This is a genomic window from Subtercola sp. Z020, assembly GCF_002931235.1.
Classification (GTDB): Bacteria; Actinomycetota; Actinomycetes; order Actinomycetales; family Microbacteriaceae; genus Subtercola.
The window spans coordinates 17,460-31,150 of the sequence record NZ_PSTT01000040.1 but is presented as its reverse complement, the minus strand read 5'-3'; the positions used below and the strand labels follow the sequence as shown (position 1 = coordinate 31,150).

Sequence of the window (13,691 nt, the reverse complement as noted above, 5' to 3'; positions counted from 1 at the left end):
TCGTCGACGGAGGATTCGTGGCACCGAGCAGTTCAGACCGTGAAGCGCGCGAGGCCAAGCAGCGGCTCCGCAACTACCAGGCGCGCCAGACCGTGCACGCTTCGCAGCTGTCGAGGCGCCGGCGCGACAACCTGGTCTCGGTGATCGTCGTTCTCGTCGTGGTCATCGTCGCGATCGTCGTCCAGGTCTTCTACTTCTCCGGCGGGCCCGGTACGCCGCTGCCCGCTCCCTCCACCTCGGCGACGCCCGCCCCGACCGCGTCTGCCGAGCCGACGCCGAACGCCGGCAGCAACAGCGGAGACGTGCCGCCGACCACCGTCGCAGAAGGCCGCGACTGGACCGGCACACTCACGCTCAACAGCATCCCGCTCTCGATCAGCCTCGCCGGCCAGGCGGCCCCGCAGGCCGTCTCGTCGTTCATCTCCCTCGTGCAGGCCGGTTTCTACACGGGACTCAGCTGCCACCGCCTCACGACGACCGGCATCTTCGTCCTGCAGTGCGGCGACCCCAAGGGCGACGGCAGCGGCGGACCCGGCTATTCGTACGGGCCCGTCGAGAACGCACCGGCAGACAACGTCTACCCCGCCGGCACCCTCGCGATGGCCCGCCAGTCGGGCAACGGCTACAGCAACGGCAGCCAGTTCTTCATCGTCTACGCCGACTCGACCATCCCCGCAGACGCGGCAGGCGGCTACACCGTTCTCGGCCAGGTCACCGGCGGGCTCGACCAGCTGAAGACCGGCGTGATCGATGCGGGCACGACCGGCGGCGGCGAGACTCCCGCCGTTCCGACCACCATCACCAGCGTCACTGTGCAGTAGGGTGAATTTCGTGATGAGCAGTGATCAGCATCCCTGGGGACGCGTCGACGAGACCGGAACGGTCTACGTTCGCGAGCCCGAAGGCGAGCGCGTCGTCGGCCAGTATCCCGATGGCACCCCCGAGGAAGCACTCGCCTATTTCGAGCGCAAGTACACCGACCTGGCAGGCCAGGTGACGCTGCTCGAACAGCGCGTCAAGCGGGGCGCTTCGGCCGCCGACGTGGGCAAGGCCGTCTCCTCCCTGTCGAGCGCTGTCGAGACGGCGAACGCCGTCGGTGACCTCGCCTCGCTGAAGCGGCGGGTGGAGGCCCTCACCGAGTCGGTCTCGTCGCTCACCGAGAAGCAGCAGGAGGAGACGAAGGCACAGCTCGCCGGCGCGATCGCCGAACGCACTGCCATCGTCGACGAGGTCGAAGCGCTTGCCGCCGAAGACCCGGCCAAGGCCCAGTGGAAGCAGGTGACCGCCCGTCTCGACGACCTGTTCGCCCGGTGGCAGAAGCACCAGCAGGAGGGGCCGCGGCTCCCCCGCACAGAGGCCGGCGAACTGTGGAAGCGGTTCCGCGACGCCCGCACGATCATCGAAGGCCACCGCAAGGCGTTCTTCGCCGAACTCGACAACGCCCACCGCGATGCGCGCACCAAGAAGCAGCAGCTGGTCGAGCGCGCTGAAGCGCTCATCCCGAAGGGTGCTGACGGCGTCAACGCCTACCGTGACCTGCTCACGGAGTGGAAGAACGCCGGCCGCGCGGGTAAGCGCGTCGATGACACGCTCTGGGAGAAGTTCAAGGCCGCAGGCGACCTGATCTACGCAGCCCGCACCGAGATCGTCGCGAAAGACGACGAGGAGTTCGCCGGCAACCTCACGCAGAAGCTGGCCCTGCTCGACGAGGCGGAACCTCTGCTCGCCGAGACCGACCGCACCGTGGCACGTGACCGGCTCACGTCGATCCAGCGCCGGTGGGACGAGATCGGCAAGGTCCCTCGCGACCAGGTCAAGAGCGTCGACGAACGACTCCGCAAAGTCGAGGCAGCTGTCCGCAAGCTCGACGAGGACTACTGGCAGAAGAACAACCCGGAGAAGAAGGCTCGGGCAGAAGGCCTCGCCGGCCAGCTGACCGACGCCATCGCGAAGCTCCAGGTCGAGATCGACGCTGCGCAGGCGGCGGGCGACGCTGCGAAGGTCACCGAGCTGCAAGAGGCTCTGGATGCTCGGAAGGTCTGGCTCGACGCGCTGGGTTGATCCCCCGGGCTGACCCCCCGGGGCCCAACACCCGAAGCCGATTGGCCCTCCCTGCACAGCCGGCCCCTCGGCCCGTTTCTCCACAGATCCTCGCCGCTCGGTCATCGGTTCGCGCGTCGGCGCCACCATGGAGTCATGCCCCGACTCCTCCCCGACGTTCTGTTCCCGTCAGCTGACTTCAGCCTCGCCGAACTCTCTGCCGCTCGCCTCGACGGGGAGCTGACGGCGGTCGACGAGGGCTTCACTCCGGTCGACAGGCCGGAGACGATGCTGGTCCGCCTGCAGGCGATCGCTCCCCTGCTGGCCGGGCGGGTGATCGTCGAACGGCAGAGCGCACTCTGGGTCTACGGTCTCCGCCCGCTCCCTCCCCTGCGGCACGAGGGCTGTGTTCCCGTCGGAGCCCGGTTCCGGCAGCCGAGCACCGCTCGGCTGCAGATTCGCGAGGTGATCCTCGGCGAGGGCGACGTGACGCGACATCCCGGCGGAGCCGTCACGTCTCTCCTCCGCACCGCGATCGACCTCGCCCGCACGACGCCGCGGTTCGGTGCGTCGTCGCTCGCTCAGCTCACCGCCGTCATCGACCGCGCCGGGCTCACCCTCGAGCAGTGCCTCGCACACCTCGAGAGCGCAAACCACCTGCCGCACAAGATCCGTGCGGCAGACCGGCTGCGAGCAGCCTTTCGGGCGTCAGCCGCCGCTGACGCGGTAGACGTCGTACACCGCATCGATGCGCCGCACGGCGTTCAGCACACGATCGAGGTGGGTCGTGTCACCCATCTCGAACACGAAACGGCTGATCGCGAGGCGGTCGCGTGACGTGCTCACGGTGGCGGAGAGGATGTTGACGTGGTGCTCACTCAGAACCCGGGTCACATCCGACAGCAGACCGGAGCGGTCGAGCGCCTCCACCTGGATCTGCACGAGGAAGACGCTCTTCGACGACGGCGCCCAGTCCACATCGATCATGCGCTCGGGTTCGAGCAGCAGCGACTTCACGTTGTGGCAGTCCGACTGGTGCACGGACACCCCGGCACCGCGGGTGACGAAGCCGATGATCTCGTCGCCCGGCACGGGCGTGCAGCACTTCGCGAGCTTGACGAGAATGTCGGGGGCACCCCGAACGAGCACCCCGGATTCGCTGTGGGTCGACCGCGGGCGCCGACCGACACCGACGTCGATCTCACTGTCGTCGCTCTCGACCTCGGTCTGCAGCGACTGGAGCACCTTCTCGATCACCGACTGGGTGGAGACGTGCCCCTCGCCGATCGCCGCATACAAAGCCTCGACGTTGTTGTAGCTGAGCTGATTGGCCACCTCGGTGAACGCATCCTGGCTCATCAGCTTCTGCAGCGGCAGGTTCTGCTTGCGCATGGCCCTGGCGATGGAGTCGCGACCCTGTTCGATCGCTTCGTCGCGCCGCTCCTTGGTGAACCACTGGCGGATCTTGTTTCTGGCCCGCGGGCTCTGAACGAAGCTCAACCAGTCCTGGCTCGGCCCCGAGTCGGGGTTCTTCGAGGTGAACACCTCGACGACGTCGCCGGTGGTGAGGCTGCTCTCGAGCGGAACGAGTCTCCCGTTCACCTTGGCACCCATGGTGCGGTGCCCCACTTCGGTGTGCACGGCGTAGGCGAAGTCGACGGGGGTCGCTCCGGCGGGCAGGCCGATCACCCGGCCCTTCGGGGTGAAGACGTAGACCTCCTTCGCGCCGATCTCGAAGCGCAGCGAGTCGAGGAACTCCCCCGGGTCGACTGTCTCTGCCTGCCAGTCCGAGATGCGGGCGAGCCACGCCATGTCGGTGTCGGCTCCGCGGTCGTCTGTGGTGCCGGCCCGTCCCGAGTTGACACGTTCCTTGTACTTCCAGTGCGCCGCGACACCGAACTCGGCACGCTGGTGCATCTCGTTCGTGCGGATCTGGATCTCGACGGCCCGGCCTCCCGGGCCGACGACGGTCGTGTGCAGCGACTGGTAGAGATTGAACTTTGGCGTCGCGATGTAGTCCTTGAAGCGCCCCGGCATCGGGGTCCACCGGGCGTGGATCGCGCCCAGCACGGCGTAACAGTCGCGCACCGAGTTGACGAGCACGCGGATGCCGACGAGATCGTAGATCTCGTCGAACTCCCGCCCCCGAACGATCATCTTCTGGTAGATCGAGTAGTACTGCTTCGGCCGACCCGCCACCTTGCCGCGGATCTTCGAGGTCTTCAGGTCGTCGCTGACCATCTCGATGACCTGTTGCACGTACTCCTCGCGCTGCGGCGTGCGCTGGCGAACGAGGTTCTCGATCTCGACGTAGAGCTTCGGCGAGAGCACGGCGAAGGAGAGGTCTTCGAGTTCCCACTTGATCGCCTGGATGCCCAGTCGGTGAGCGAGGGGGGCGTAGATCTCGAGGGTCTCCTGCGCCTTGCGGGTCGAGGATTCCGGTGAGACGAAGCCCCAGGTGCGCGCATTGTGCAGGCGGTCGGCGAGCTTGATGATGAGCACGCGGATGTCTTTCGACATCGCCACGATCATCTTGCGTACGGTCTCGGCCTGGGCGCTCTCGCCGTACTTTACCTTGTCGAGCTTCGTGACGCCGTCGACGAGCATGGCGACCTCGTCGCCGAACTCAGCGCGCAGCTCGTCGAGAGAGTACGCGGTGTCTTCGACCGTGTCGTGCAGCAGAGCGGCCGCGATGGTCTTCGTGCCGATGCCGAGCTCGGCGAGGATCTGCGCCACGGCGACCGGGTGGGTGATGTACGGCTCGCCGCTCCGGCGCTTCTGTCCGTCGTGGGCCCGCTCGGCGACGGTGTAGGCCCGCTCGATGATCGTGAGGTCGGCCTTCGGATGATTCGCCCGAACGGTGCGCATCAGCGTGTCGACGGCCCCGGCCGGCTGAGCGCGGGAGAACAGTCGCGGAACGAGTCGCCGCAGCGACGCGTTGGTCGGCGCCGTGGTTTCGGTCATGTGAGAGCCTCCGCCACCATTATCCCACTACGCGCTGAGCTGCTCCGCCGTCGCCGGTGCCACGACCGACTTGTCGCGGTTCGCCCGCTGCGAGACGACGCGCTGGTCGATCTTCTTCACCTTCGGCTCACGCTCGCGCAGCTGCGCGTACAGCGGCGACGCGATGAAGATGGTCGAGTAGGTTCCGACGAAGATACCGATCAACAGCGCCAGGGAGATGTCGCGGAGGGTGCCGGCCCCGAGAACGAACGCACCGATCACCAGGATCGAGGCGACGGGGAGCATGGCCACCACCGACGTGTTGATCGAACGCACCAGCGTCTGGTTCACCGCGAGGTTCACCGTCTCACCGAAGGTGCGCGTCGCCTTGTCGCCCCACTCGGAGGTGTTCTCCCGGATCTTGTCGAACACCACAACGGTGTCGTACAGCGAGTAGCCGAGGATCGTCAGGAAGCCGATGACGGCAGCAGGCGTGATCTCGAAGCCGGTGATGCCGTAGATTCCGGCCGTGATGACCAGGTCGTGGAGCAGCGCGATCATCGCCGACAGCGCGATCTTCCAGGTTCGGAAGTAGATCGCCATGAAGACGGCGGCCAGTGCGATGAAGATCAGGAGGCCCCGGATCGCCTGCCCCGTTATGTCCTGGCCCCAGGTCGGGCCGATGAAGTTGATCGTCACGTCGGAGGGCTGCACGCTGTAGGCCGTGGCCAGAGCGTCGCGCACCTGGCTGCTGGCGGCGTCGTCGAGCTGGTCGGTCTGGATGCGGATGCCGTTCTGGCCGAGCGTGGTGACCAGCGGCACGGCTGCCGGTTCGACCGACTTCACCGCATCGATGCCGGCCTGCTGCGAGGCGTTCGAGACCTGCGAGATCGAGAACTGCGAACCACCGCTGAACTCGATGCCGAAGACGAAGCCGCCCCGGAGGAACGGGCCGACCACGGAGATGAGGATCAGGATTCCCGCGATTGCGTACCAGAGCTTGCGGCGCCCGATGATGTCGAACGAGCGCTTGCCGGTGTAGAGGTCGTTGCCGAGCTCGCTGAACTTCGCCATTAGCGCTTCTCTCCCTTGCCCTGGCCGGATTCCTGCGTGGGCTCGACCGTCTCGACGGGCGGATCGATCACGAGGGTCGACGGGCCTGCGGCCTTCCGCTCCGCGATCGTCTGCCGCCGTGCCGCCTCGCGGCTCGCAGAGACCTGCTTGCCGCGGGGAACCGCGGCCGAGGGCGTCTTGAACTGTGCGCGGCCGCGGTACACGGCTCCGAGCTGGCGCGGGTCGAGCCCGCTCGTCTTGTGGCCGTCACGGAAGTACGGGAGTTCCGCGAGCAGGGTCATCACCGGGTGCGTGAACATCATCACCACCACCAGGTCGATGATCGTCGTGAGGCCGAGGGTCAGGGCGAAGCCCTTCACGCTGCCGACGGCGACGATGTAGAGCACGACGGCCGCCATCAGGTTGATGAGGTCGGAGGCGAAGATCGTGCGGATCGCCCGCTTCCAGCCCGCCTGCACCGACGATTCGAGACCCCGACCGTCACGCAACTCGTCACGTATTCGCTCGAAGTAGACGATGAACGAGTCGGCGGTGATACCGATGGCCACGATCAGGCCCGCGACCCCGGCGAGGGACAACCGGTACCCGGCGCGCCAGGAGAGCAGGTCGACGACGAGGTAGGTGGCCACGGCCGCGACGATGAGCGACGCGATCGTCACGGCGCCGAGCACGCGGTACTGGGCGATCGAGTACAGCACCACGAGGATGAGCCCGATCAGGCCGGCGATCAGGCCGCTGATCAGCTGCGTCGAACCGAGCGTCGCCGAGATGGTGTTCTGGCTCTGCACGGTGAAGCTGATCGGCAGGGCGCCGAACTTCAGTTGGTCAGCGAGCGTCTTCGACGACGCGGCGTCGAAGTTGCCGGAGATCTGCGGCTGGCCGTTGGTGATCACCGCGAGGGTACGCGGGGCGGAGATGACCTTGCCGTCGAGCACGATGGCGAACTGGTTCTGCGCTCCGGTCAGGCCGGAGAGGCGGGTGGTCACCTCGGAGAACTCGCTGGTGCCCTGGTCGTTGAAGAAGATGTTGACGACGTACTGGCCGGTGGAGGCACCGGAGCTCGTCTGCGCCACCCCGCTGGTCGCGTTGGAGATCGTGTCTCCGGCGACCTCGACGGGGCCGAGGATGTACTTGGCGCCGTCTTCGCCGCAGGCGACGAGGGGCTGGTCAGCGGCCGCCTGGCCGGCATCCGTCGCCGCCGTCGAGCTGCAGTCGATGTTCAGGAACTGGTCCTGCAGGGCGGGCGTGATGTAGTTCAGGTCGCTCGCGTTGGTGGGAGCGACGGTCGGCGTCGCATCGAGCCCGGGAGTCGGCGTGGTCGTCGGCGCGACAGCCGTGTCGGCCACGAGCACCGCGCGGAAGTCGAGCTTCGCCGAGGCCTCGATGCGGGCGAGGGTCGCGTCATCCGGCGTGCCGGGAATCGAGACCACGATGTTCTGGCCACCCTGCGTCGAGATCTGGGCCTCGGAGACACCGCTCGCGTCGACACGCTGTCGGATGATCGCCACGGCCTGCGAGACCTGCTCGTCGGAGACAGCCGCGCCGTCGGTCTTCGGGGCGAGGATGATCTCCGTGCCGCCCTCGAGGTCGAGCGCGAGTTTCGGGGTGAACGATCCACCGCCCCAGATCGCACCGGCGACATTGACGCCGGCGAGGGCGATGAAGATGACAAGGAGCCAGACCAACGTGCGTCTGGCTCTCTTGACGGCAGTAGATTTTGCCACCTGCGAAACTCAGCTTTCTATAACGCCCCCGCGGCAGAGTGCTGCCGACGCACGAGCCTACGGCATGTGCGCCGCGGCCCGCTCGTCGAAGCAGCCAGCTGCCGCGAACTCGTGAACGGGTCGGGGTTACTCGCCCGACTGACGGGGCTTGCCGTTCTCGTCGAGAGGAACACCGTTGAGAATCGTACCCTCATCGGTCGGCTTCTTCTCGAGCAGCGGCTCGTGCACCCGCTGGCCGAACTCCGGCTCGGTCTGGTCGTCGAGCGTGTCGGTGCTCTCGTCCGCGATGGCCTCATCGGTCGGAACGACGCGGGTCACCGTCTGGCGGTGCACCTTCAGGACCGTTCCGGGCGTGCTCTCGAGCAGGATGTGGTTGTTCTCGACATCGATCTCGAGGATGGTGCCGTAGAGACCGAAGTTGGTCATGACGTAGGCCCCCTCGGTGATCTTGGTGGCCAGTTCTTCGGTCTCGCGCTTGCGCTTCCGGCTGTTGCGCACCATGAAGATGATGAGAACGGCCAGGACGGCCAGCATGACGAGGGTTAACGGATCCATTGAGCGGGGAGAGCCTTCCAGAGCGAGGGGGTTGACGGCCCCAGTGTACAGACCGGGGCTGAGCGCCAGCTTGAATTATAGATCATCGCCGAACAGGGGCTGGGCCTGCCCGGGAGCCACCTCGTTCTGCGGAGTGATCCCGAAGTGCCGCCAGCCCTCCCGGGTCGCGACCCTGCCGCGCGGCGTTCGAACGATCAGACCGATGCGCACCAGGAACGGCTCGACAACAGACTCGATCGTCTCCGACTCCTCCCCCACGCTCACCGCGAGAGTGTTGAGCCCGACCGGCCCACCGTTGAAGCGGGTCAGCAGAATCAGCATGACGGCACGGTCGAGGCGATCGAGACCGCGTTCGTCGACGTCGTAGAGCTCGAGTGCGGCGCGCACCACAGAGCGCGTCGCCGACCCGCCGTGCACGAGCGCATAGTCTCGCACCCGGCGCAGCAGCCGGTTCGCGATGCGCGGCGTTCCGCGCGACCGCCCGGCGATCTCGATCAGCGCCGATTCCTCGATCGAGAGCTCGAGCAGCACGGCAGCCCGTCGCAGAACGTGCACCAGTTCTTCGGGGTCGTAGAACTCCAGGTGCGCCGTGAACCCGAACCGGTCTCGGAGCGGATTCGGCAGCAGCCCCGAGCGGGTCGTCGCGCCGACCAGCGTGAACGGTGCGAGATCGAGCGGGATGGATGTCGCACCCGCCCCCTTGCCGACCATGACGTCGATGCGAAAGTCCTCCATCGCGAGGTACAGCAGCTCCTCCGCCGAACGCGCCATGCGGTGGATCTCGTCGACGAACAGCACCTCACCCGGAACCAGGGAGGAGAGCACTGCCGCGAGATCGCCGGCGTGCTGGATGGCCGGGCCGCTCGAGAGCCGCAGCGGTCGCCCGCTCTCATGGGCCACGATCATCGCGAGCGTGGTCTTGCCGAGGCCGGGCGGGCCGGCGAGCAGAATGTGGTCGGGGGTGCGGTTCTGGATGGTCGCGGCATCCAGAAGCAACTGCAACTGGCCGCGCACCCGCTGCTGCCCCACGAACTCGGCCAGGCTCTTGGGCCGCAGGGCGCCCTCGAAGGCGACCTCCGCCTCGGAACCGAGCTCGGGCTGCAGCAGCTCGTCGGGGCCCAGCCCGCCGGACCGGCTCGTCTCGCCGCTCACCGCGGGCCCGCCGAGCTCTGGCGGGGGCCGAGTTCGGTGAGCGCAAGCCTCAGCAGCGACTGCACCGTCATCGTGTCGACGTCGTCGTCGGCGACCGCGACGACGCGGTCTAGCGCCTCGGAGGCGCTGCGGTCGTTCCAACCGAGACCCACCAGCGCCACCAGCACATCGTCGCGGATGGATGAAGGCCCGGCGAACGAGGGCCCCGCGGCCGCTGGCGCCCCGAGCCCGAGGCCCGCGACCTTGCCGGTCAGCGACACGACGATCAGCTTCGCGGTCTTGGGGCCGATGCCCGACACGCGACGGAACACGGAGTCGTCGTCGTGCGTCACAGCCCGGGCGATCTCGGCCGGCGTCAGGGCGGCCAGCACGCCGAGGGCCGACTTCGGCCCGACCCCCGTCACACCGACGAGCAGGCTGAAGATCTCGAGCGATTCGGCGTCGGCGAACCCGAACAGCGACAGGGCGTCTTCGCGCACAATCAGGGTGGTGAGCACGAACGCCTCCTGGCCCACCCGCAGCGACAGCGCGTGCGCCGGGGTCACCTGCACCGAGAAGCCGACACCACCGACCTCGATGACGACGGCTGTTCCCATGGCGGCGAGCACGGTTCCGCGAAGACTGGATATCACGCCGTCAGCCTATTACTCGTACACACTTTCGAACGTTCGACACGCGTCAGCGTCGAAGGCCGCGCCGCTCGGGGCTCGCGGCCTTGGCTGCCTGTTCGGCGGCGAACCACGCTGCCTGCGCGCCGGTCAGCTGTGCCGCACCGCCCCGCGGCGTCGCCCCGCCGTGCAGGTCGCCGACACCGGCGGCGAGACCGCCGAGCGGTGAGCGCCAGGCGTGGCAGATCGCCAGCGCGAGAGCGTCGGCGGCATCTGCCGGTTTCGGGGCGGCCTCCAGTCGCAGGATCTTCGCGACCATCGTGCCGACCTGTTTCTTGTCGGCCTGCCCGTAGCCCGTGACCGCAGCCTTCACCTCGGTCGGCGTGTGCATGCCCACCGGGAGCGACCGGCGTGCGGCAGCCACCATCGCGATGCCGCTCACCTGCGCCGTGCCCATCACGGTGCTGACGTTCGTGTCGGCGAAGACACGCTCAAGCGCGACCCGGGCGGGTTCGAACTCGTCGAGCAGGGCATCCAGAGCCTTGCTGATCGCCAGCAGGCGCGACTCGTGCTGGGTGCCCGGCGCCGTGCGGATCACCGTGACGTGCACGAGGGTCGCACGGCGGTCGCCCGCGACATCCACAATGCCGACCCCGCAGCGGGTGAGGCCGGGGTCGATGCCGAGAATCCTCACGCCGGCCGGCTGCCGCTAGTCGTCTTCGAGCTCGGCCTGCACCGCGGGGGTCAGGTCGAAGTTGCTGTAGACGTTCTGCACGTCATCATTGTCTTCCAGCGCGTCGATCAGCTTGAACACCTTGCGGGCCGTGTCGGCATCGATCTCGACCTTGAGGCTCGGCACGAACTCCACATCGGCGGACTCGTAGTCGATGCCCGCCTCCTGCAGCGCCTGCCGGTTCGCGACCAGGTCGGTCGCCTCGGTCAGCACCTCGAACGAGGAACCGTGGTCGGTCACCTCTTCGGCCCCGGCATCCATCACCGCGACCAGCACGTCGTCTTCGCTGAGCCCATCGGTGTGAGCGACCGTGATGACGCCCTTGCGGTGGAAGTTGTAGGCCACGCTGCCCGGGTCGCCCATCGTGCCGCCGTTGCGGGTCATCACCGTGCGTACGTCTGCGGCGGCGCGGTTCTTGTTCTCGGTGAGGCACTCGATCAGCATGGCGACGCCGTTCGGGCCGTACCCTTCGTAGATGATCGTCTGGTAGTCGACGGCTTCGCTGCCGATGCCCGCGCCGCGCTTGACGGCGCGGTCGATGAGGTCTTTCGGCACAGAAGTCTTCTTCGCCTTCTGGATCGCGTCGACGAGCGTGGGGTTGCCCGACAGGTCGGCACCGCCCTGGCGCGCCGCCACCTCGATGTTCTTGATCAGCTTCGCGAACGACTTCGCGCGACGGGCGTCAGTGACGGCCTTCTGGTGCTTGGTGGTCGCCCACTTGGAATGTCCTGACACAGTGTTCTCCTCAAAAAATTCTCACCCAGTCTAAACGAACCGGGTCGCGAGCACTCGTTCATAGAATCGGCGGTGGAACCGGTGGTCGTCGGTCATCTCGGGGTGGAACGACGTGCCGAGCAGGTTGCCCTGTTCGACAGCTATCACCCGTCCGTCGTCGAGTGCGCCGAGAACGGATGCCCGCTCCCCGACCGTCTCGACGACAGGAGCCCTGATGAACACGGCGTGCACGGGCGGAGCGCCGAGCTCTTCGATGTCGATGTCGACCTCGAACGACTCCCGCTGGCGACCGAACGCATTCCGGCGCACCGAGATGTCGAGCCCGCCGAGGCTCCGCTGTCCGGCCATACCGTCGAGCACCGTGTCGGCGAGCATGATCAACCCGGCGCACGTGCCGTAGACGGGCAGTCCGTCGGCGATGGCCGCCCGGAGCGGCTCGGCCAGCCCGAACTGGCGCGAGAGCTTGTCCATCACGCTCGACTCGCCGCCCGGGATCACGAGCCCCGAGACCCGCTCGAGTTCGGCCGGGCGGCGCACCGTGATGACCTCGGCGCCGAACGAGGCCAGCACCCGGGCGTGCTCCCGGTAGTCGCCCTGCAGGGCGAGCACTCCGACGGGTCGGTTACCAGCCACGCTCGGCGAGGCGGTGCGGGGCCGCCAGGTCGGAGACGTTGATGCCGACCATCGCCTCACCGAGGCCGCGCGAGGCTTCGAGGATGACCTGGGGGTCGTCGTAGAACGTGGTGGCCTTCACGATCGCCGCCGCGCGCTTGGCCGGGTCGCCCGACTTGAAGACGCCCGATCCGACGAACACGCCGTCGGCGCCGAGCTGCATCATCATCGCGGCGTCGGCCGGGGTCGCGACCCCACCGGCCGTGAAGAGCACGACCGGCAGCGTGCCGCTCTCGGCGATCTCGGCGACCAGCGCGTAGGGAGCCTGCAGCTCCTTCGCGGCGACGAACAGCTCGTCGGGCGAGAGGGCGGTCAGGGCGCGCACCTCCCCGAGGATCTTGCGGATGTGCTTGGTCGCCTCAGAGACGTCGCCGGTGCCGGCCTCGCCCTTCGAGCGGATCATCGCCGCACCCTCGTTGATACGCCTCAGTGCCTCGCCGAGGTTCGTCGCCCCACACACGAACGGAACCGTGAAGTTCCACTTGTCGATGTGGTTCACGTAGTCGGCGGGTGAGAGCACCTCCGACTCGTCGATGTAGTCCACATCGAGTGCCTGCAGCATCTGCGCCTCGACGAAGTGGCCGATGCGGGCCTTAGCCATGACCGGGATCGAGACGGCCTTCTGAATGCCCTCGATGAGGTCGGGGTCGCTCGAGCGGGCGACGCCACCCTGCGAACGGATGTCGGCCGGAACCCGTTCGAGCGCCATGACGGCGACCGCACCGGCGTCCTCGGCGATGCGCGCCTGCTCGGCGTTCACCACGTCCATGATGACGCCGCCCTTCAGCATCTCGGCGAGCCCGCGCTTGACGCGATCGCTGCCGACGGAGGGGCGGGGGGTGCTGTCAGTCATTGTGTGTCTCTTCTGTTCGGGTGGGCCAGGCGGCGGCGACGGATTCCCGTACCTCGCCCAGCAGTTGGGGCAGCGCTTTGGTCTTGGCGATGATCGGGAAGAAGTTCGCATCGGTCGCCCAGCGCGGAACGATGTGCTGGTGCAGGTGGTCGGCGATGCCCGCGCCGGCGATGCGACCCTGGTTCATGCCGAGGTTGAAGCCGTCGCACCGCGACACCTGCCGCAGCACCCGCATCGCCGTCTGCGTGAGACTGGCGATCTCCGCGGCCTCCTCGGCCGTCGCCTCGTCGTAGAGCGGGATGTGACGGTACGGGCAGACGAGCAGGTGACCGCTGTTGTACGGGAAGAGGTTCAGCAGAACATAGGCGTGCGTACCGCGGGCGACGATCAACGACTGTTCGTCATCCAGAGTCGGAGCGATGCAGAACGGGCACTCGGCCTCACCGGGCTGAGTTCCGTTCTGGATGTACACCATGCGGTGCGGGGTCCAGAGGCGCTGGAACTCGTCGGGAACGCCGGCCATCGTGCTGGAGTCGGTGATCTCGACGCCCTCGAAGTCGACGGGCCGGTCGGAGTCGACGGGCCGGGCGGTGTCGCCGGGC

At 67.6% G+C, this 13,691-nt stretch carries 13 protein-coding genes; 2 read left to right on the top strand and 11 right to left on the bottom strand.

Annotated features, from left to right (window positions below):
• Positions 1 to 17: 17 nt before the first annotated feature.
• Together C5B96_RS05015 and C5B96_RS05010 are read left to right on the top strand one after the other, a co-directional pair.
• Complete coding sequence (locus C5B96_RS05015; RefSeq protein ID WP_104243560.1) at positions 18 to 821, top strand: peptidylprolyl isomerase; 804 nt, start codon at positions 18 to 20, stop codon at positions 819 to 821.
• A gap of 13 nt (positions 822 to 834) precedes the next feature.
• The gene (locus C5B96_RS05010; protein ID WP_104243558.1) at positions 835 to 2,061 is read left to right on the top strand and encodes a DUF349 domain-containing protein; all 1,227 of its coding nucleotides are present in this window, start codon (positions 835 to 837) and stop codon (positions 2,059 to 2,061) included.
• Positions 2,062 to 2,748: 687 nt separating this feature from the next.
• Here C5B96_RS05010 and C5B96_RS05005 read toward each other — a convergent pair.
• From C5B96_RS05005 to C5B96_RS04955, 11 genes are all read right to left on the bottom strand, one after another.
• On the bottom strand, positions 2,749 to 5,004 hold the full coding sequence (locus C5B96_RS05005; protein ID WP_104243556.1) for a bifunctional (p)ppGpp synthetase/guanosine-3',5'-bis(diphosphate) 3'-pyrophosphohydrolase: 2,256 nt from the start codon (positions 5,002 to 5,004) through the stop codon (positions 2,749 to 2,751).
• 27 nt (positions 5,005 to 5,031) lie between these two features.
• The gene (gene secF, locus C5B96_RS05000; RefSeq protein ID WP_104243554.1) at positions 5,032 to 6,057 is read right to left on the bottom strand and encodes a protein translocase subunit SecF; all 1,026 of its coding nucleotides are present in this window, start codon (positions 6,055 to 6,057) and stop codon (positions 5,032 to 5,034) included.
• On the bottom strand, positions 6,057 to 7,781 hold the full coding sequence (gene secD, locus C5B96_RS04995; RefSeq protein WP_104243552.1) for a protein translocase subunit SecD: 1,725 nt from the start codon (positions 7,779 to 7,781) through the stop codon (positions 6,057 to 6,059). The genes secF and secD overlap by 1 nt, the downstream gene beginning before the upstream one ends.
• A gap of 126 nt (positions 7,782 to 7,907) precedes the next feature.
• Complete coding sequence (gene yajC / locus C5B96_RS04990; protein ID WP_104243550.1) at positions 7,908 to 8,336, bottom strand: preprotein translocase subunit YajC; 429 nt, start codon at positions 8,334 to 8,336, stop codon at positions 7,908 to 7,910.
• A gap of 75 nt (positions 8,337 to 8,411) precedes the next feature.
• Complete coding sequence (ruvB, locus tag C5B96_RS04985; RefSeq protein WP_104243644.1) at positions 8,412 to 9,458, bottom strand: Holliday junction branch migration DNA helicase RuvB; 1,047 nt, start codon at positions 9,456 to 9,458, stop codon at positions 8,412 to 8,414.
• A gap of 26 nt (positions 9,459 to 9,484) precedes the next feature.
• A complete protein-coding gene (ruvA, locus tag C5B96_RS04980; RefSeq protein ID WP_104243548.1) occupies positions 9,485 to 10,120 on the bottom strand; it encodes a Holliday junction branch migration protein RuvA in 636 nt (211 codons plus the stop codon).
• Between the two features lie 46 nt (positions 10,121 to 10,166).
• Positions 10,167 to 10,790 carry a crossover junction endodeoxyribonuclease RuvC gene (gene ruvC / locus C5B96_RS04975; protein ID WP_104243546.1) on the bottom strand — a complete coding sequence of 208 codons (624 nt, stop codon included), beginning with the start codon at positions 10,788 to 10,790 and terminating at the stop codon, positions 10,167 to 10,169.
• Between the two features lie 15 nt (positions 10,791 to 10,805).
• Positions 10,806 to 11,564 carry a YebC/PmpR family DNA-binding transcriptional regulator gene (locus C5B96_RS04970; protein ID WP_104243544.1) on the bottom strand — a complete coding sequence of 253 codons (759 nt, stop codon included), beginning with the start codon at positions 11,562 to 11,564 and terminating at the stop codon, positions 10,806 to 10,808.
• Positions 11,565 to 11,594: 30 nt separating this feature from the next.
• Positions 11,595 to 12,197: a pyridoxal 5'-phosphate synthase glutaminase subunit PdxT gene (gene pdxT, locus C5B96_RS04965; protein ID WP_104243542.1), complete on the bottom strand. Its 603-nt coding sequence runs from the start codon at positions 12,195 to 12,197 to the stop codon at positions 11,595 to 11,597.
• Entirely contained in the window at positions 12,187 to 13,089 is a 903-nt protein-coding gene (gene pdxS, locus C5B96_RS04960) for a pyridoxal 5'-phosphate synthase lyase subunit PdxS (protein WP_104243540.1), read from the bottom strand. The genes pdxT and pdxS overlap by 11 nt, the downstream gene beginning before the upstream one ends.
• The gene (locus C5B96_RS04955) at positions 13,082 to 13,612 is read right to left on the bottom strand and encodes an HIT domain-containing protein (protein ID WP_233189013.1); all 531 of its coding nucleotides are present in this window, start codon (positions 13,610 to 13,612) and stop codon (positions 13,082 to 13,084) included. Before C5B96_RS04955 ends, pdxS begins: the two co-directional genes overlap by 8 nt.
• Positions 13,613 to 13,691: the final 79 nt, after the last annotated feature.

Coding starts and splice junctions, on each gene's coding strand:
- C5B96_RS05010 (WP_104243558.1), top strand. CDS start 835: ATGAGCAGTGATCAGCATCCCTGGGGACGCGTCGACGAGACCGGAACG.
- C5B96_RS05005 (WP_104243556.1), bottom strand. CDS start 5,004: ATGACCGAAACCACGGCGCCGACCAACGCGTCGCTGCGGCGACTCGTT.
- secF (WP_104243554.1), bottom strand. CDS start 6,057: ATGGCGAAGTTCAGCGAGCTCGGCAACGACCTCTACACCGGCAAGCGC.
- yajC (WP_104243550.1), bottom strand. CDS start 8,336: ATGGATCCGTTAACCCTCGTCATGCTGGCCGTCCTGGCCGTTCTCATC.
- pdxS (WP_104243540.1), bottom strand. CDS start 13,089: ATGACTGACAGCACCCCCCGCCCCTCCGTCGGCAGCGATCGCGTCAAG.
- C5B96_RS04955 (WP_233189013.1), bottom strand. CDS start 13,612: ATGGCCGGCGTTCCCGACGAGTTCCAGCGCCTCTGGACCCCGCACCGC.